Origin of the sequence: Streptomyces sp. NPDC093149 (assembly GCF_044754145.1) — a bacterium.
Classification (GTDB): domain Bacteria; phylum Actinomycetota; class Actinomycetes; order Streptomycetales; family Streptomycetaceae; genus Streptomyces.
Genome location: NZ_JBIVON010000047.1, coordinates 1 through 17545, shown reverse-complemented (window position 1 = coordinate 17545; position 17545 = coordinate 1). Strand labels below are relative to the sequence as shown.

The window sequence follows — 17545 nt, the reverse complement described above, 5'->3', positions numbered from 1 at the left end:
CCCACTCCGCATTCGTCAGATCCCCACGTCCCATCCCACCACCCTGACCTCAACACCCCACCCCTGTCAGGAGATCCGAGAAACAGACCCTAGTACTGCAACGGTGTTTGTGCTGATGAGTGGCCAGTTCTATGGGCTGTGTCCGCGTCGTTTGTAGTGACTGACGCGGGCTTGGTGTTGTCGTCGTCGGCGCCAGTGCGACCAGTGCAGGATGTGATCGATCGAGGTGGGAGCGCGGTCGTTGAGGCGGGTGATCAGGCGTCTGATTTCGGCGAGGCTGAGGTGGATGAGCTGGGAGGATCCGTTTCTGCTTTGTCTGTGTCCAGCGCCCGGGCTCGCAGGACGGTCAGGCAGGCGTGGGCGGCCATGGCGAGGGTGATGTGGCGGTGCCAGCCGGGATAGCGGCGGACTTGGTAGTCGTCCAGACCGCACTCCCGCTTCGCGCTCTGGAAGCATTCCTCGACAGCCCAGCGGCTGCCGGCGATGTGGATCAGCTGATCGAGCGTGGTGTCCGCGGGGCAGTAGGCGATGTAGGTAGGTCGGGGCGACTTCGAGCCTCAGCTCGCCGATCACCGCCCCGCCACCACCGCCCGCCGAACCGCCGGCGGACCCGACCGTCGCCGCGCTGCGCGCCATCTCGACGACCTCGCCGCCAGGACCCACGCGATCCTCAACACTTGATGATGGACAACCGTCTCCCGGGGAGACCCGATCGAGTGAGACGCAGCGAGACCGGAACCACGTCCCGGACGTCTTCGCTATGTTGCGGACGTCGCGGACGGCCTGGCGGACCACGGTGCGCACCGCGGGCTCAACATCGGAACGAACGGCTACCTCGCGCCGAGTGGATTGCGCAGCGCACCCGCAAGGCCGAGCAGGCGTCATTGTCCCCCGGCCACACCGGTTGTACGGTCCGACCACTAATGACCGACTACTGAGAGGAACCGCACGTGAAAGTGTCGACTCGACCGTTACGGCCAAAAAGCCCCCTGTTCAAGGGCGTGGTTGTCGCTCTGGCTTCTCTTGTCGCCCTGATTGTTCAGGCGTCCCCGGCGACCGCGGACGACGTCTGCGGCAAACAGGTCGGCGGAGCGATCCTCGTCAAGTACACCGAGCTGAACCGCGAGACAGGGCCGCTCGGCTGTCCGACCAGCATCGAGCTGGACAACCCCGACGGCGTTGGCAAGCGACAGGAATTCGCGGGCGGCACCATCTACTGGTCCGCCGCCAGCAACGCGCACCCTGTATGGGGCACGATCGGCGGCAAGTGGGGACAGTCCGGATGGGAGTCTGGTTTCCTCGGCTACCCGCTCAGCGACGAACTCACCAACCCTGACAACGTCGGCAAGCGACAGCAATTTCAGGGTGGCACCGTTTACTGGCACCCGACGCTCTCCAACGGCGCGCACGCGGTACGCGAGTCAATCGGCGGGCTGTGGGGAGAGCTCAACTGGGAAGCCGGCGCCTTCGGCTATCCGACGAGCGACGAACGGTGGGACTCGGAGCTGCGGCAGACCTACCAGACGTTCTCCGGGAAACCCGGAGCGAAAATCTGGTACACCACCAACTCCGCTCCGGACGTGGAAGGATGCCCGGAGCGCGCCTACTGCGCGGGATACCGAGCGGACACCTCCGCAAACTGGGTCAGCAAGGTGGGCGTCGTACTGAACCAGGAGACCGGGGTTCTGACCATCTCGGCTTTCCCGACGGAAACCGGGTACGACGACGCGGACACCAACTACGACGAGCTGTGGCGGCAGATCTGGGACACCGTCCCCTACCCGTCGTCACGCCTCACTGCGGACCAGGGTTCATCCGTGTACGAGCAGATGGCCTGCCATGCCCGCTACGCGTACAAGATCTTCGGCCACTATCTCGGCGGCGTGAGCTGGGACTTCGAGTCGGACCGCCCGAACATCTCCTGGGACGAGGCGATGAACCCGCTTGCCGTCGCTATCCACGGATGCAACTGGAACTAGTGTCCTGAGTCGGGAATTCGGTTCAGATATCCTGCGAGGCGTTCGAGGATCTCGTCTGCGGCCTTTGTCCAGACGAAGGGTTTCGGGTCCTGGTTCCAGGTCTTGATCCAGGGTTCGGATGTCCTTCTCCAGTGCCTGGACGTTCTTGTGGACACCTCGCCGTATCTGCTTGTCGGTGAGCAGGCCGAACCAGCGCTCGACCTGGTTGAGCCAGGAACTGCTGGTGGGGGTGAAGTGCACGTGGAAGCGGGGGTGCGCGATCAGCCACTGCTGAATGGCAGGGGTCTTGTGCGTCGAGGCGTTATCGCAGATCAGATGCACGTCCAGGCCGGCGGGCACCTCCCTGTCGATCCGGACGAGGAACTTCCTGAACTCCACGGCCCGGTGCCGGCGATGGATCTGGCCGATCACTTCGCCGGTAGCGGTGTTCAGCGCGGCAAACAGCGTGGTGACGCCACCGCGCACGTAGTCGTGAGTACGGCGCTCGGGCATGCCCGGCATCATCGGAGCGGACCGGTCCAAAGCCTGGATCTGCGTCTTCTCGTCCACGCACAACACCAGCGCATGCTCGGGCGGAGCGAGATACAGGCCGACCACATCGCGGACCTTCTCGATGAACTGCGGATCCTTCGAGAGTTTGAAGGTGTCCACCAGGTGCGGCTTGAGACCGAAGGTCCGCCAGATACGCGTGATGGCCGACTGGGAGAGGCCCACTTCCTTGGCCATCGACCGCGTAGACCAGTGCGTGGCGTCCTTCGGCGTGGTCTCCAGTGTCTTGACGACCACTTCTTCCACTTGGGCGTCGGTGATCTTCCGGGGACCACCCGGGCGTGGCTCGTCGGTCAGGCCCTCAAGCCGGTCCCGCACAAAACGGGCCCGCCACCTGCTCACTGTGTGCTCCTCGACACCGAGCAGGGCGGCAACGTCTCTGTTCGAAGCGCCGGTTGCGCACTCCAGCACAATCCGGCACCGCAGGGCCAAGGCCTGGGAAGAGGTCCGACGCCTGGCCCAGCGGGTCAACGTCTCACACTCGTCATCGGTCAGCACCAGCTCGGCCTTCGGCCGTCCCGTCCTCGCCACCCGGCCATCATGCCGAACCGTCGAGGACTTACGCAGCGAATTCCCGACTCAGCTCGGGACGGCGTTGGATGCCGGCCCGGCCGCGCACGGCTGGACCGAGGATCGGCGTTGCATCTCGGCGCGGGTGGCGTGGCCGATCTACGACATGCGTCCGCCCTGTTCTTGCAGCGGCCCGACCGGCATACGTGGCGTGAGACGCTGGTTCGATGCCGCTGAATTTTGATGACTATGAAGCTTCCTTCTACGACAAGGAGGGGGAGGACTCCTTCTACGCCATCGAGAAGGAGGGGCAAGACGTTCTGCGGATCAAGAGCCTGGACCTCGGCGGTAATGTCTTGCACTGTCCCTTCGAGCTTCGGGATGCGAGTTTGAGCCACGACGATGTCGCTGGGCTTGTTTACGTGGTTCTCCTTGGGAAGTTCCTTCGCTGTCGCTACATGGGCAAGGCTAAATACGTTGATTTGGAGGACCTGAGCACCGGGGTCATGCAAAGGAATATCTATCTTGGATGATTCCAGCTAAGGCAATGCTCGACGTCGTACATTCCTGCCCGTCGGAGAAATTCGACGAGGTTGTGGTCGTCGCGGGCGAGTCCGAGGATGTGGCCATACGCGGCGACGTGACGACCGCCTGTCAGGGACGGCCGATGAACGACTATGGGCGTATTCACCATGCGTACAGAGTGCAACCGCGCCGAGGTCACAGCGCCCCAAGCGCGGTGTCCGGCCGACAGGAGGCGCAGGCCCGGATCCCCTCGGCGTGTTCATGCGCCGAGGGCAGACAATCCGTCGCCATACGCCCGTCTGGCCCACGGGGCGTTTTGGATGGAGCCTGGCCAACTGGTTAGTTCTGCTGCCGTCCGGTCCTCGCTTCGGTAACCAGCAGCCGGACGGCACTCCGCCGCCCTCTCGGGGAAGAGGGCGGCCCCAAAGCCCGAGATCATCTGGCGCTCGGAGACCGCCGCCACTCATGAACCACCACGCCCCCTGTTCCGGCCGCGGCCGGAACAGGGGCGGTCTCGTGCATCCGGGTTCAGTCGTCGTCCTCAGCAGGGTGTCGAACACGGCGCTTCAGCTCTCGTTCAACTTCGAACCTGCTCTGCCCAGTCGCTTTGGCGTGCGCGGTGATAGCTGCCTGCACCCGGGCCGCGGTCTCGACGGTCAGCCGGTTCTCCCTGCTGCTCAGCCCACGCCGCGCGTTCCAGCTCGATCAAGTCATCCGTAAGTTCGATTGCCACGTGTCGAGATCTGCAATCTGCCGCAATCTCCAGGTGTATGCCGGCTATCTGTCGCATCCTGGTCTCCCATTCAGCGCAGATGGAGGGCGATATGGCGCTCAGGTTCATCGGCACCACCAGCGACGACGGTGATTGCCCCACTCTCTACGAGGTCGAGGAGACATCGTGGTCCAGGGCGACAAACTCACCGACCCGGAGCACCTGGAGCAGCTCCGCGACGTGAAGTCGTCGGAGACATTCGTGGTGATCCCTCGGGAGCTGCTGACCCGCTTCGCGCCCAAGGAGTGACGTGCCGGACCTGATGCCGTTCAAGGAAGCCACTCACTTCTTCAGGGACTTCAAACACACTGCCTGGCGCCTGGAAACCCGTCAGGGCTATGCATCTGACAGGAACGGGCCGAACTGGGGGCGCTGGCGGAGCGGTGAGGAGGTCAGCCAGGACCCGCCGGACGACTGGCGGCGGAATGTGGCAGCGAAGACAGCGGCCGGGGCGCGGTTCGAGCGGGTGCGGTTGGTGGACGACCCGCCTACCCTAGGGCAGCAGTTTTTGCTTGCGCGGGCGCCAAGGAACGTGGCGGCCGGTGAGGACATCCGCAACCTGTACCGAACGGATGCTGTTCGGCTCGGCCTGCCGGACTTTGATTTCTGGCTGTTCGACTCCCGCACCGTGATGCGATTCGTATTCGATGAGGACGACACCACGCTCGGCGTGGTCCTCACAGATGACCCGGTCGACGTCGTGGCAGCGTGCCAGGCCCGGGATGCTGCTTGGCATCACGCAATCCGTACCGCCGACTTCGCCAGGGCGGTACGTTCCAGCGTGTGAGCACCGACTTTCAATCCGCCCGAGTCGCCCTCGGGGCCCGGCTCCGCGAGCTGCGTGCCGAGGCTGGTTTCGACGGCAAGGGCGTGGCCGAAGCGCTCGGCTGGCAGCGCTCGAAGGTGTCGCGGCTGGAGAACGGGAAGCAGACCCCCCTTCGGTCGCTGATCTCATGGCGTGGTCGCAAGCGGTGGGCCGTCCCGATATGTCCGAGGAGTTGAAGGGCCGCCTGTCCGGTCTGGAGACGCAGTACCGCTCGTGGCGTCGGCAGTTGGCCGGCGGGCATCGGGCTCGGCAGGAGCTGGCCGTTGCGGAGACCGCGGCGACTCAGATGGTTCGCGGGGTGGAAGTCTCCCGCATTCCTGGCCTGTTCCAGACGGCGGACTACGCCCGGCACACCTTCCAGGCGAATGCCGAGTTCCGGCAAACCCCTCGGGACATCGAGGAAGCCGTACGGACCCGCATCCTCGCCAGGATGCCCTGTACGAGCCGGGACGCCTGTTCCGGTTCACCGTCTGGGAGGGTGCCCTCCACGTCCTCACGTGCCCGCGCGAGGTCATGGCCGCACAACTTGAGCGCCTTGCCGGGCTGATTGGACTCGACACCGTCGAGATCGGCGTCATCCCGTTCGGTGCACAGCTGCGACGGGCGCCGACCCACGGGTTCTGGATCTACGACCAGCGGCTCGTCATCGTCGAGACGATCAATGCGGAGATGTGGCTCGATGACGAAGAGAACATCGCCCCGTACGAGCGGGCATGGGACTGGCTCGCCGAGGCTGCGGTTCACGGACCGCAGGCGCGCCGACTGATCGCCCGAGCGCGGGCCTCGCTGGACCTCACGTAAGCAACCGGATTCAATCCGCCGGCCCATGCGCGCAATCCCGCGCAACCGACGGACCAACTCGATGCCAGCGTCCCTACGGTGCTGGTCATGGCCCCACGGACACGCAATCCGGGCTCGGAATGGCTGGCCTCCTGTGCCCCGGATCCGGTATTGGTGCATCGCAAATGGGCGGCTGATGAACTCGCGTTCATTCCGTCCGGTCGGCTCTGGCTCGCTGTCGAGGCCGACATCATGCTGACCGTCGCCGCGATGCAGCGCATCGGCCCGGACCGGCTCGGCCCGGTCCTCGTCTACCTCGGCGCCGACCGCGCATGGTGGCTCGTGCCGCCGGGCGCCGAAGAAGCCCTGGGCGACCTTTCCAGGTTGACGGTGCATCCAGAGCGCTGGCAGCTCCGGTGCCCGCCGGCCGAGCGGTACATAGACGGCTACGGGTGGCTGGAGAAACCGGACGGCTCGGGAAAGCTGACGAGCGCAACCGTTCTGGGAGCCGCTTTCGGCCCTGGCGGAGGGCTCCGGCTGCCGGCCGGGGCGTTCGGTGGAGTACGCCCCTGACGGAACCGGTGCCGCCGGTGGAGTCTCTGAGTCCGCATCAGCAGCGCGGTTGTCATTGCGTGTTCTGCGGAGCTGCCCTGCGCGCCGGGTTCGTCCGTGACCTGGGGGTGCGCATACGCGAGGTGCACGGGAACCGCGCCCGATGGTTCCCCCGGTCCTGTCTCACCTGCCCGAAGAAGGGGAAACCGTGATTGCCCTGACCACTGGAGCCGAGCGGCGTCTCGCCGCGGAGCACTGGCTGTTATCGACGGTGCAGGACCGCAAACGGGTGCGCGCGGAGTGGGACGAGCGCCCCTTTGCGCTGCTGCCGTGCGGGACGCTGTGCGCGGCCGTACGTATCCCGTCCACTGTCGTCCAGGCCGCGGCCGGGAGCGACGACCAGGAGGACATCTGTGACCGGTACGCGGCCCGGTACTACGCCCTCGTCCCGGCCAGTGCGGCGCGGCGGTGGGACGTCCCGGGCACCGTGTGCCTGGGGAAGGGGTCGGAGCTGGGCGTTCCTCGCCCTGGTGTGACCGCCGGGGACGGGACGCGGATGTACTGGTCGGTGCCGATGGATTCGGCCGGTGTGCTGTGCCCTCCCTACGCTGTCTCTCAGGCCGTGATGGTGGGCCGGTACCGGTCGGTGGCTCATGGATGAGGCGGCCGTCCGGCGGGACTGCGACGAGGCTCTTGCGGTGACAGCCGAGGTCCTGGCCGATGGGGCGGCGCCGACGGCGGTACAGATGGAGCGGCTGCGTGGAGCCCTGACCGGCCACGTGCGCACGCTGGTCGACCTGGTCCGGCAGGAGTTTGCCGACGCTGAACCCGGGACACTGCACACCAAGGTCACCGAGACGCTCGCCCTCGCGGAGGACGTCCTGGCCCAGCCTGTACAGGGAGGCGTGATGGACCTGCTGGCCCCTCCCCAGGTTGCTCGGCTCCTGATGCTGATTCACACGGAGCGGGAAGTATTCGGCGCCTCGCCGGAGCTTCCTGCGCCGCAGCAAGCGTGCTCAGCACAGCGGGCCTCGAAGGAAGGTGAGACTGATCGTGGATGAGCTGGGTGCAGAGGACACGTACCGCATGCTGGTGGGCCACACCATGACGTGCTCGGCCTGCCGTGCTGATGCGCCGTGTGAGCGGCGGAGGGCGCTGAAGCGTGCGTGGAAAGCACTCCGCGGCCCGGCCCCGACTCCGGTCCTCTCCGGGCGGACGCGATGACCCCTTCGCGGCCGTCGGTCGTTCCGTACATCGCGTCATGGTCGCCGGAGCGGGTGTCGAGCCCGGTGGTGATGAGTCCGCGCGGCGGCATCGCGTACCGCGACGAAGACACCTGCGACCGGGATACCAAGGGCCGCCTTTGGCTGCGGACGCTGATCAAGCCCCGGTGCGGTCGTCCCGAGCTCGGCCGGGTGCACCCCCTGCGGCAGCGACGCGCAGGGAACCGCCTGCTGTGCCAGGTCTGCGGCGGGCCGTCCGACCGGGACGAGCGGGGCACGCTGTGGCTGCTGGAGGACTGCCGCGAGGACTGGGACGGCTGGCCGAACGGGCTGCTGACCGTGCACCCGCCGGTGTGTGTGCCGTGCGCGCGTATCGCTGTCGGCGCCTGCCCGAATCTGCTGTCCGGTTCCGTGGCCGTACGGGTCGGGTCATCCGAGGCGGCCGGGGTGTACGGAGTCACCTACCAGCCAGGCAAGAAGATGAAGCCCCGTGTGGTCGAGGACGGGGATCCCGCCTCGCAGTGGGTGCTCGCCAGTCAGCTGGCCCTCAGCCTCTCGGACTGCACACTGATCGACCTGGACGAGATCACCGATGCGCCGACGCCTCCCTCATGACTCCCGTCCGTGGCTACGCCGATGGCCACGGGCGGGTTCCCCGCCGCGGCCTCACGCGGACCGCGGCAGGTCCAGCCCCAACCCGGGCCGTAGGCGGACGCTCATCACTGCGGCCGTCGTGCTCGTCCTCGTGTACGTGACGATCACGCTCGCTGCCACGCACCGCCCGATCTGACAGGGCGGAGATATGAGACTCCCGCCCGTACCCGAGGCCGGCGGCGGCTGGGGTGCGGGTGGGGCTTTAGTCGTGCTTGGGCCAGATCGGGCCCTGGTCGGTCCAGGTGACGCCCTTGTTGCGGCACAGGCAGAAGGGGTGGCCGATCGGGTCGGTGTAGACCTGCCAGCCGTAGCCGTTGGGGCCGATGAAGTCCTGCCTTAGCGTCGCGCCGAGGTCGAGGACGCGGCGCTGCTCGGACTCGATCTCGTCCACTTCGAAGTCGAGGTGGAACTGCTTGGGGTGCTCGCTGTCGGGCCACTGCGGAGCGCGGTAGTCGTCCACCCGGATGAATGCCAGTTCGATCTCGCCGAACTGGATGCCAGCCCAGTCCTCGGAGCTGCCTTCCTTGATCGGACGGCCCGTCACCTCGGAGTAGAAAGCCGCCAGCTTCATCGTGTCCGGGCAGTCGATAATGAAGTCGGTGAGTCGCAGCATCCCGCGATCTTGTCACAAGCTCACACCCGAGTTCGAGACAGGCCCTAAGCAGCTCCGCTGAGGTGCGGGAACAAAAAGTTCCTGGGGCTTCGCCCCCGGACCCCGTTCACCAGGGGCGGCCAAGTTTGTACCGCAGGTGCGGATTGGCAGCGGACTTCGGTGGAGCCGCTTACTGATCGTTTCACCGACCGGCACGGCACCCCCCTGGCCATCTCGCGGACCAGTGGAAACCGGCACGACGTCACTCAGCTGATTCCTCTGCTGGACGCGATACCCCGAATCCGCGGGACGCGCGGGCGGCCGAGGCACCGGCCGGGGCGGCTGTTCGCCGACCGCGGCTACGACTACGACAAGTACCGCCGCCTCCTCCGGGCCCACGGCATCACACCGAGGATCGCCCGCAAGGGCACAGCCCATGGTTCCGGCCTGGGCAGGACCCGCTGGGTCGTCGAGTGGACCTTCGCCTGGCTCCACCAGTTCAAACAGCTCCGGATGCGCTACGGAATACGAGCCGACCTCCATCTGGACCTGCTCCAACTCGCCTGCAGCATCACCTGCTTGAGACGACTCCGGAAATCATTCTGAAACGATCAGTTACTCGCGTACGAGGTCGGCGAGCGGTACGCCGATCGCGTCGGAGATGCGATCACGGCGAGCTGCAGCCGGAGCGCCCCACCTCGGACGAGGCGGGGCGCTCTTCTGTCCGCGCTGTCAGCCTGCGCTGCGCGGTCCGACTCAGTGGATGATCCAGTTGATGACCATCAGGATCAGGACCCCGGTGCCGAGGAGTATCCCAGCCTGACGGAAGTACTCTGTCTCGCTGACCTTCTGGAGCGACCTCGATGTGAGTCCGCGGTAGATGCCTCGGGCCAGCCCGGTCGCGCCCGCCCATGCCGCACTGCCTAGCTGGTCGAGTGGCCCCGCGGTTTCGATGATCTGGCCGTCCGGCTTAGCGCCCTCGTGGGCCCGGTACATGTGCCGTTTCCGGTCGGCTTCGGCTTCATAGATGTCGTCGCGGGCGTCCCAGGTGAGGCGGCAGGCGTCGCAGCGGTAGGTGTATCGCACGCGCCGGACCGTAGCGGCCGGGCACAGGTTCGCGTTGGGGATCGCGCCAAGTTGTCCGAGAAGCGCCTGCGTACCCGTTTGGTCAGGCAGCTTCCGTCCTTTCGGGCCGATCGACGAGGGAGCGCGATGAGTAGCGGATGCCGGGACTGCGGGACGTGTACGAAGCCGGGGCTGGCCCGGTTGATCCAGAGCTGCGCCATGGGCTTCATGCACCTGTGCACCGTCGGGATCTCGTGGGCGGTGAAGCGGGGCACGATGCGGCACTGCCCGCAGTGCAAGCACCTGCTGGGCGGTCATCAGCGGAGACCCCGGCGACGCCCTCGTGCTGGCGAACATCCTGCGCACCGACATGCACGCCCACCGGCCGCTGCCGCAGGACAGCGACCTGGCCCGCGCCATCACCGTCCTGGCCCGCGCCCAGCAGGACGCCACCTGGAACCGCCAGCAGATCTCCAACCAGCTCAGGTCTCTGCTGCGCGAGTACTACCCGGCCGCGCTGGTGGCCTTCGAGCCCTGGAAGAACGGCCTCTGCCGCCCGGAGGCCCGTGAGGTCCTCAAAGCGGCTCCGACATCATCCCGCGCCGCTTCCCTGACGCGCACACAGTTGCAGGCCGCACTCAAGCGAGCTGGTCGCCAACGCAGCATCGCAAGCGAAGCCGACCGGCTTCGCGACGTGTTCCGTGCCGACTGGGCCCACCAGCCACCCGCGGTCGAAGACGCGCTCGGCCAGCAGATGCTCGCCCTAGCCGTACGGGTTGAGTGCCCAGAAGCGGACGGTGTCGCTGCGACGGTCGAACCACAGGTTGGTGGAGTAGCCACTGCCGTCGCGGTCGAGCTCGTGCGACCGGACCCACTGCGGGTTCTCCGGCCCCTCGCCCTCGAGTGGCTTCTCGAACCACGAGGAGAAATCATCGGTCGGCCCCTCGGAGACGAAGGCGTGGGCCGCCGTCAGCTCGGCAAGTCTCCCCGGTGTCAGCCGGGCGAAGCCCGAGATCACCAGCTCCGGCGACGGTACGCCCCGGTCGTTGTCCCGGCTGCTCACCCACTTGGCGTCGGTGAGCGGGCCCAGCAGCGGGAACGCCCGCTGCAGCGGTGCGGTGTCGGTGTGCCAGTCCTCCTTGGCCCCGTTCGCCACCTGACGCAGGGCCCACCAGGCGGGTAGGACCGCCAGCCCCGCCCCGATCCCGATCAGCTTCCGTCGCTCCAACGCGATCCCCCTTCGGGGGCACCATATCTGGCTCAAGCACCTCACCCGGACTACCCATTGATCACAACCAAATACGCGCCCTAGTACCAGAACGCCTTGACGACGGCGCGGTGTGCAGCGGCCGCGCGGCCGTAGAAGTCCCGAAGGCCGGTGTGGTGGGCAAGGTAGTTCTCCTTGGCCGCGCCTTCCGGGTCCTCCCACTGGGCGTACGGCGCGGTGAGTTTGGCCCCCTCCACCTGCCAGAGAGCTTCGAAGGAGGCCCCGGCGAGCAGGTCTGCGACCGTGGCGACCTGGTCCGGGTCGAGGATGACGAATGGCGGTTGCTGGTCCATGTAGGCGGGGACGATCCGACCCCCGTAGATCGGCAGATCCCATGATGTAGTCCCGCCGACGAGCGTGGGCCCTGCCAGGTAGAGGTCGTTGAGGGGGCCGAAGTCCTTGGCTATGGATTCCGCGATGCCTGCCGCGTACTCGGTCTCATGGTTGTCCCAGGCCGCGCCCATGAACTCCTCCAGTGAGGCATGGTCGTCCCGGATCTCATCTTCTGCCACCGCTCGAAGGTGAAGGTGAAAGCTCATGTCTCGGTCTCCTCGTGACTGCCTGCCTTGATCTTGCATGACGGCCCGTCGGGTGCGGACTGGCTGCGGGAGTGCAGGTGGCCCGGCTGTCGCGTCGAGTGGGCTCTGGGTTCCACGGCTCCGGTGGGGTGATGCTGTTTGGAGGGACGGGAAGCTGCTGGGCAACCGGGGTTCGGCAGGGCATGGAGCCGTCATCTTCACCTGAGGAGTGCAGCATTCCTGACGACGAACAGGACCCTAGACCAAGTCCCATCGTCCCAGGTCAGAGGTACTCCTCGCTTGTTTGATCAAACTTCGGACGCCCACACTCGCATGTGCGGCCCCTCTCCGCCGAATACGGACAGCACGGCCTGCCGTCCTGGTCCCAGGTATCCCAGCCCTTCGGCACCCAACTGACCGGAATCGGCATACGACTGACAGCAACCATCGCCATCCGGTACAGCCGTGCCCGCGCACGGGCTGGCGATCTGCTGGACGGCCTTCTCTCGGGCGTCGTAGAGCTGATGGGTGCACTTCGGATGACCGATTCGAGGACCGACCTCGGTCACCATGCCCGCCAGGCCCACTCCACGCCCACCTTGGCGAGCGCCGTGCACCGCCCGGCGATGGACGTCGCCAGGGTGCCGCACGAGCTGATCGACTGGACCGCGCGGCGCGGGGAGCAGATCGCCGCCCTCGGCTTCCACGCGATAGCCATGAGAGAAGCTGAGGGCGTCCGGCAGGCGGGTCAGTAATCGGGTCAGCGGGTGATCCTGGAGGTATGGCCCGTGTGCGGTTCTGCGCGTCGTGCGGGGCCCGGCTGCCGAGAAACGCGGCCGCCCGGCGCCGGTACTGCGGTGACGCCTGCCGGGCCCAGGCGTACCGGGACACTCTTGCCGCGGACTGCATGGGCCCGCACGAGCTGGGACGTGCCACACAGGGCCGCCGTACCTCATGTGTGATGAACTATGGCCCGGTTTCCAGACGTTGATCTCGTCTCGGCAAGAAAGTGGGAGGGACCGTGAACCTTGGCGGGGGGACGTGGCAGCGGCTGACCGCCGTGGCGCTCGTCATGGCGGTGGCGGCCGGGTGTACGGGTCAGGGCGAAGGGCCGGAGGGCGGGAACGACAAAGACCTGCTGCGGAACCACGACTGGACGCAGATGCCGGGCACCACCGCGCGGAACGACGTCCTGCGGGTCAGCGCATCGGATCGGCACATTGTGGAGCAGGACTCCTCCGGCGGCCAGCCCAATCCCCCGCTGAACCTGGCCGGCCCGCATCTGAGGTCCGATGGCGACTTCACCGTCACCGCACGGATGTCCGGTGTGGGCGACGATGACGGCGACTCATGGCTGCGGCTGTACGGACGGGTACCGGTCATCTACGACGAGTGGCGACAGGAGCGGCCCTCACTCCGCGTCGGCGTGACCGCCGACGGACAAGTGAAGGTACAGATATGGGACGGCGAGGGCGACGAGCCAGCCACCTCCAAGGTTTTCGACTGCGGCTGCTCCGGGACGGTGACGCTCGCCGTGTCGAGCATCGGTGACACCTTCCGCGTGAAAGCCGACGGGCGGCGGCTGGGAACCGTGCAGGACCCGGGGGTGTTCGCCGAGGGCACTGTCTGGTTCGGTCTGGAGGCGGACGCGGGCGAAGACGAGCGCCGCGAGGGATGGCGTCTGACGCAGCTGATCGCGCGGGCAGAGAGCGGTGACTCGCTCCGCGTGGTCAACGCGCCGCAGCTACGCCAGGAGCAGTCCGACGACTCGCTGCGTGCGCGGGCCGCAGACGTGGGGCGGCCGTTCGACGTCGGCGCCGCCCTAGCCGAGAACCCGCTGCTCACCGACTCCCGCTACCGGGCGCTCGCGGGGAGCCAGTTCTCCATGCTCACTCCGGAGAACGCGTTCAAGCTACAGTTCCTCCACCCGCGCCGGGGCGTCTACGATTTTCGCGACGCGGACCTACTCGTACGCTTCGCCCGCGCAAACGACATGAAGGTTCATGCGCACACCCTCGTCTGGCACGAGGCTCTGCCCAACTGGATGCGGGAGAACGACGATCCCGAGGAGGTGCGTCGGACCATGCTCCGGCACATCGCCACGGTCGCCGGTCACTTCAAGGGGAAGGTCGCGGAATGGGATGTGGTCAACGAGCCCATGTCCGACGACAAGGAGAGCTACACCAACGGGGATCTTGGTCTGCGCTCCGAGCAGAGCCCGTGGTTCGAGGCCATGGGCGAGGAGTACATCGGCGAGGCGTTCAGGGCCGCCCACCGGGCCGATCCGAAGGCACGGCTGTTCCTCAACGAGTACGGGGTCGAGGAGGAAGGCGAGCGGTGGGACGCCCTTTACGATCTGGTCAAGCGGCTCAAGGAACGGGGCGTACCGATCGACGGCGTGGGTTTCCAGAACCATGAGTACGCACCCGGCGACCGCATCGACCCAGAGACCTTCCGCAGCCATGTGCGGGATCTGGCGGAGCTCGGGGTCCAGGCGCGGGTGTCGGAGATGGACGTCCCCATAGGCGAGAACGAGGAGGACGGGCGGGAGACCCAGGCCGACGAGATGGTGGGCAAGCTGCGGGTCTGCCTGGAGGAGCCGAACTGCACATCGTTCTCCACGTGGGGATTCACCGACCGGTACGGTTCCACCGCCGACACCAAGATCTATCCTCCGCGCACGGCCGATTCCCTGCCGTGGGACGCGGCCCTGCGGCCGAAGCTGGCGTACGAGCGCCTGCTCGAGGCCTTTGACGAGGCGTGAGGCATCAGGGCTCCCCGGACCGCTGGGGCCCTACCCACGCTGGGCACTGTCACGTTGGCTGACCGGGTGGGATGATCTTCGGGTTGATCATGGTGGAGGGGGATGTCCGTGGGCAATACGCCGCCGTCATACAAGGGGCACCGGTACCCGGTGGAGATCATCGCGCACTGTGTGTGGCTGTACTTCCGCTTCCCGCTCAGCTTCCGTGAGGTCGAGGAGCTGGCTTGTCTATGCTCCTGGCCTGCGCGAATGCATCGACCAGGCACGGGCCCGCCAGGCCGCACAGGGTCACCAGGACCAGCAGAGCGGACGGAAGGTCTCCACCACCAGCGAGCAGACCGACCTGCTTCTCGCCCGCCAGGAGATCAAACGGCTCCGGACCGAGAACGGCCAGCTGCGGCAACAAGCCCGCGTTAATCTCGGGCAGCAGGTCGAACAGCTCGGCAACCACGACCTCGTCGATCGCATCAGCGAACTCAGCGAGGAAAACCTGCGGCTGTCCACGGCGGAACGGCAAGCGACCACGGAGAACACGGGTCTCCACCAACGAGTCACCGAGCTCGAGGGCGACCTCACTGCCGCCCGCACCAGCCTCCGCCGGATGATCCGCAACGAGAACCGCTAGATCTTGATCCAGTAACGCCGCGCGGGACCGAACTCGGTGTCCCGGATGCCCTCGAAGACGCCGCCGCACCGCTCGATGGTCTTCACCGAAGCGGCATTGTCGACCGCGCAGACGGCCAACACCCGATCCAGGCCGAGCGCCCGCGCCTCATCGAGCAGCTGGCCCACCGCCCAACTGGCCAAACCGCGCCGCCGCGCGGACGGTTTGATCCCATAGCCGATGTTCCCAGCCCACGACACGTAGTCGCTGCTGCCGTATCGCAGTGCGATTCCGCCGAGCACCCGATCGCCCTCCACGATCCACCGATAGATGCACCGCATCGCGTCGGTCGCTTTCGCCGCGTCCGGCTGGTCGGTCAGCCGGCGCACCCAGGCCGCAAACCCCGCGGCCGAGTCCACCTCATCGGACGGACTCAGCCCGAAGCCGTCCTCGTGTTGACCCGGACCCCACTCAGCGCGGGCCTCAAGCCAGGAGACATGCAGGCGGACAGTGGGCGCGATCAACTCTGGCACCCGGCAACGATAACGTCAGAACGTGTCCCCGACGCCGGACAGTGCCCAGGGCTCCGTCGTTCTCGCGGTCGGCCCGATGTAGTCGGTCTGGGTCTGATACCCCGACTCGGCCGTAATGTGGCGGTTCGGTAGGTGCACGTGCAGGCACGACTCCCAGTGATCATGGAGTGTCGAGTTCCCTGATCACCACAACGGAAGACCGTGCCTGCCGCGTCATCATCTCCTGTACCTGCCGGGCTGGGTCAACTCGCCGGTTCTCCCCCGATCCGCCGGGGTGAACTGCCCAGCCCGCTGGGCCGGTTGCGCTGTCTGCCCGACCCGCGCTGCTGCCGTGGCCGGCGCCACCCGCTGGTGTACGTTCTGGCCCTGGCCGGAGCGAAGTCCCTGACCGCGATCGCCGAGTGGGCCGCCGACGCCCCTGACCGACTGCTTCTCCACTGCGGGGCCATGCTGCGCGATCCGGAACGGCCCTACCGGGCGCCCAGCGAGGCGACCGTGCGCCGAGTGCTGCAACAGTGCTGGTTGAGGGCGGTATGCGTGGCGAGGCTGGGTCGGCCGGGGATGTCGGACGAGATGAAGGCAGACTTGTGGCGACGGTGGAGGGCCGGGGAGTCGATCAGCGTCATCTCCAGGCAGATCGGCAAGCCGCCGGGCTCGGTGTTCACCGTCCTCAAGCACCACGGAGGGATCGCTCCCGAATCCCGCAAGACGCGGTCCGGAAGCCTGACCATGGACGAGCGGGAGGAGATCTCGCGCCGGCTCTGTGCCGGTGAGTCCTACCGGACGATCGCCGGCCTCCTGGGACGCGCGGTGCCGACGATCAGCCGTGAAGTCAACAACAACGGCGGACGCGACGTTTACCGAGCGATCGCTGCACAGGAGCGCGCACTTGATCGCGCTCGCCGCCCGAAGCAGTGCCTCCTCGCCCGCAGACCCGCGCTGAGGCAGACGGTGGTGAGGCTACTGGAAGAGGAGTGGTCGCCCGGGCAGATCGTCGGCCACCTGCGTCGGCATCACGGTGACGACCCCGTCACGCGGATCAGCCACGAGACGATCTGCCGATCGGTCTACACCACCCGCTGGAAAGTGATCCCGCGCGAGCTGTGCAAGCGCCTGCGGACTGGCCGCCCGATCCGGAAGAACGAGCACCACACGGTGAAAGGCCAGTGGCGCTCACAGATCACCGATGCTCGACCGATCGAGGAGCGGCCCCGGGCGGCAGAGGACCGCAGCGAATCCGGGCACTTGGAAGGCGATCTGTTGATCGGCTCGAACAACAGTCAGGTCGCCACGCTGGTCGACCGGAAGTCACGGTTCCTCACAGTCGTGAAACTCGCCAGCCGCCACACCACCGTGGTCGTTCCCGCTCTCGTCGAAACCTACGAACGCATGGACCCCCGACTACGCAGCACGCTGACCTGGGATCGCGGCATGGAACTGGCAGCCCACAAGCGGCTCACCGCCGACATCGGTGTCGACGTGTTCTTCGCAGCCCCGCGTAGCCCCTGGCAACGCGGCACCAACGAGAACACCAACAAGCCCCTCCGGCAGTACCTGCCCAAAGGCACCAACCTGTCGACGTTCAGCCAGGACGACCTTGACGCCATCGCGACGAAGCTCAACAACCGTCCACGCAAGTGCCTGGGATTCCGCACACCAGCCGAGAGTGTTGCCTTGACCGGTTGAATCTAAGCCTGGCCAATTCGACCGGTGGCGGGAAGCCGGAGAAGAAGGGTGCGGTGAGGTCAATGGGTCGGTGCAACATCCCAGGTAGAACGGTTACTGGAGGTGTTGCTGGGTGGCGAGGATCGGGCGTCCGGGGTTGTCGGACG

16 protein-coding genes and 7 pseudogenes are annotated in these 17545 nt (G+C 66.7%); 16 read left to right on the top strand and 7 right to left on the bottom strand.

Translation table 11 applies throughout. The annotated features are described in order from the left end of the window. Nucleotides 1-254: 254 nt before the first annotated feature. A pseudogene (locus ACIQCZ_RS41735) lies at nt 255-533 on the bottom strand (IS701 family transposase); the annotation flags it as partial. 468 nt (nt 534-1001) lie between these two features. Here ACIQCZ_RS41735 and ACIQCZ_RS41730 point away from each other — a divergent pair. Next, the gene (locus tag ACIQCZ_RS41730; protein WP_402291328.1) at nt 1002-1979 is read left to right on the top strand and encodes an LGFP repeat-containing protein; all 978 of its coding nucleotides are present in this window, start codon (nt 1002-1004) and stop codon (nt 1977-1979) included. Here the strand turns inward: ACIQCZ_RS41730 and ACIQCZ_RS41725 are convergent. Then, a pseudogene (locus tag ACIQCZ_RS41725) lies at nt 1976-3059 on the bottom strand (IS630 family transposase). The gene ACIQCZ_RS41730 and the pseudogene ACIQCZ_RS41725 overlap by 4 nt on opposite strands. Nucleotides 3060-3265: 206 nt before the next feature. Here ACIQCZ_RS41725 and ACIQCZ_RS41720 point away from each other — a divergent pair. From ACIQCZ_RS41720 to ACIQCZ_RS41685, 8 genes and pseudogenes are all read left to right on the top strand, one after another. Beyond that, a complete protein-coding gene (locus tag ACIQCZ_RS41720; RefSeq protein WP_402291327.1) occupies nt 3266-3571 on the top strand; it encodes a hypothetical protein in 306 nt (101 codons plus the stop codon). A gap of 816 nt (nt 3572-4387) precedes the next feature. Beyond that, nucleotides 4388-4584: pseudogene (locus ACIQCZ_RS41715) on the top strand (hypothetical protein). Nucleotide 4585: 1 nt separating this feature from the next. Further along, complete coding sequence (locus ACIQCZ_RS41710; protein ID WP_402291325.1) at nt 4586-5122, top strand: DUF6879 family protein; 537 nt, start codon at nt 4586-4588, stop codon at nt 5120-5122. After that, nucleotides 5119-5962, top strand: a pseudogene (locus ACIQCZ_RS41705) (helix-turn-helix domain-containing protein). Before ACIQCZ_RS41710 ends, ACIQCZ_RS41705 begins: the two are co-directional and overlap by 4 nt. 87 nt (nt 5963-6049) lie before the next feature. Next, nucleotides 6050-6514 (top strand): hypothetical protein, encoded by a 465-nt coding sequence (locus tag ACIQCZ_RS41700; RefSeq protein WP_402291330.1) that lies wholly within the window; start codon nt 6050-6052, stop codon nt 6512-6514. 187 nt (nt 6515-6701) lie between these two features. Then, nucleotides 6702-7154, top strand: a complete 453-nt coding sequence (locus tag ACIQCZ_RS41695) for a hypothetical protein (RefSeq protein ID WP_402291323.1) — start codon at nt 6702-6704, stop codon at nt 7152-7154. Nucleotides 7155-7191: 37 nt separating this feature from the next. Continuing rightward, nucleotides 7192-7554: a hypothetical protein gene (locus ACIQCZ_RS41690; protein ID WP_402291321.1), complete on the top strand. Its 363-nt coding sequence runs from the start codon at nt 7192-7194 to the stop codon at nt 7552-7554. Between the two features lie 159 nt (nt 7555-7713). Continuing rightward, nucleotides 7714-8331 (top strand): hypothetical protein, encoded by a 618-nt coding sequence (locus tag ACIQCZ_RS41685; RefSeq protein WP_402291319.1) that lies wholly within the window; start codon nt 7714-7716, stop codon nt 8329-8331. 241 nt (nt 8332-8572) lie between these two features. Here ACIQCZ_RS41685 and ACIQCZ_RS41680 read toward each other — a convergent pair whose 3' ends face one another. Beyond that, nucleotides 8573-8983, bottom strand: coding sequence for a VOC family protein (locus ACIQCZ_RS41680; protein ID WP_402291317.1), 411 nt, complete (start codon nt 8981-8983; stop codon nt 8573-8575). Nucleotides 8984-9169: 186 nt separating this feature from the next. On the opposite strand from ACIQCZ_RS41680, the pseudogene ACIQCZ_RS41675 reads away from it, so the two are divergent. Continuing rightward, nucleotides 9170-9568, top strand: a pseudogene (locus ACIQCZ_RS41675) (transposase); the annotation flags it as partial. Between the two features lie 150 nt (nt 9569-9718). Here the strand turns inward: ACIQCZ_RS41675 and ACIQCZ_RS41670 are convergent. Beyond that, on the bottom strand, nt 9719-10048 hold the full coding sequence (locus ACIQCZ_RS41670) for a hypothetical protein (RefSeq protein ID WP_376220252.1): 330 nt from the start codon (nt 10046-10048) through the stop codon (nt 9719-9721). A 304-nt stretch (nt 10049-10352) separates the two neighbouring features. Between ACIQCZ_RS41670 and ACIQCZ_RS41665 the strand changes: the two are divergent. Then, nucleotides 10353-10844, top strand: a pseudogene (locus ACIQCZ_RS41665) (transposase); the annotation flags it as partial. Here the strand turns inward: ACIQCZ_RS41665 and ACIQCZ_RS41660 are convergent. Together ACIQCZ_RS41660 and ACIQCZ_RS41655 are read right to left on the bottom strand one after the other, a co-directional pair. Next, on the bottom strand, nt 10791-11255 hold the full coding sequence (locus tag ACIQCZ_RS41660) for a hypothetical protein (protein WP_402291315.1): 465 nt from the start codon (nt 11253-11255) through the stop codon (nt 10791-10793). The pseudogene ACIQCZ_RS41665 and the gene ACIQCZ_RS41660 overlap by 54 nt on opposite strands. 80 nt (nt 11256-11335) lie before the next feature. Then, the gene (locus ACIQCZ_RS41655; RefSeq protein ID WP_402291313.1) at nt 11336-11833 is read right to left on the bottom strand and encodes a DUF1877 family protein; all 498 of its coding nucleotides are present in this window, start codon (nt 11831-11833) and stop codon (nt 11336-11338) included. Nucleotides 11834-12147: 314 nt separating this feature from the next. Between ACIQCZ_RS41655 and ACIQCZ_RS41650 the strand changes: the two genes are divergently transcribed. The 4 genes and pseudogenes from ACIQCZ_RS41650 (at nt 12148) to ACIQCZ_RS41635 (ending at nt 15201) form a co-directional block, all read left to right on the top strand. Further along, nucleotides 12148-12567: a hypothetical protein gene (locus ACIQCZ_RS41650; protein ID WP_402291311.1), complete on the top strand. Its 420-nt coding sequence runs from the start codon at nt 12148-12150 to the stop codon at nt 12565-12567. Nucleotides 12568-12833: 266 nt separating this feature from the next. After that, nucleotides 12834-14576 (top strand): endo-1,4-beta-xylanase, encoded by a 1743-nt coding sequence (locus ACIQCZ_RS41645; RefSeq protein ID WP_402291309.1) that lies wholly within the window; start codon nt 12834-12836, stop codon nt 14574-14576. 102 nt (nt 14577-14678) lie between these two features. After that, nucleotides 14679-14798 (top strand): annotated as a pseudogene (locus ACIQCZ_RS41640) (IS6 family transposase); the annotation flags it as partial. Further along, entirely contained in the window at nt 14782-15201 is a 420-nt protein-coding gene (locus ACIQCZ_RS41635) for a hypothetical protein (protein ID WP_402291332.1), read from the top strand. The pseudogene ACIQCZ_RS41640 and the gene ACIQCZ_RS41635, both read left to right, overlap by 17 nt. Here the strand turns inward: ACIQCZ_RS41635 and ACIQCZ_RS41630 are convergent. After that, entirely contained in the window at nt 15198-15713 is a 516-nt protein-coding gene (locus tag ACIQCZ_RS41630; protein WP_402291307.1) for a GNAT family N-acetyltransferase, read from the bottom strand. The genes ACIQCZ_RS41635 and ACIQCZ_RS41630 overlap by 4 nt on opposite strands. 201 nt (nt 15714-15914) lie before the next feature. Here ACIQCZ_RS41630 and ACIQCZ_RS41625 point away from each other — a divergent pair, with 201 nt between their 5' ends. Beyond that, nucleotides 15915-17399 (top strand): IS30 family transposase, encoded by a 1485-nt coding sequence (locus ACIQCZ_RS41625; RefSeq protein WP_402291305.1) that lies wholly within the window; start codon nt 15915-15917, stop codon nt 17397-17399. Nucleotides 17400-17545: the final 146 nt, after the last annotated feature.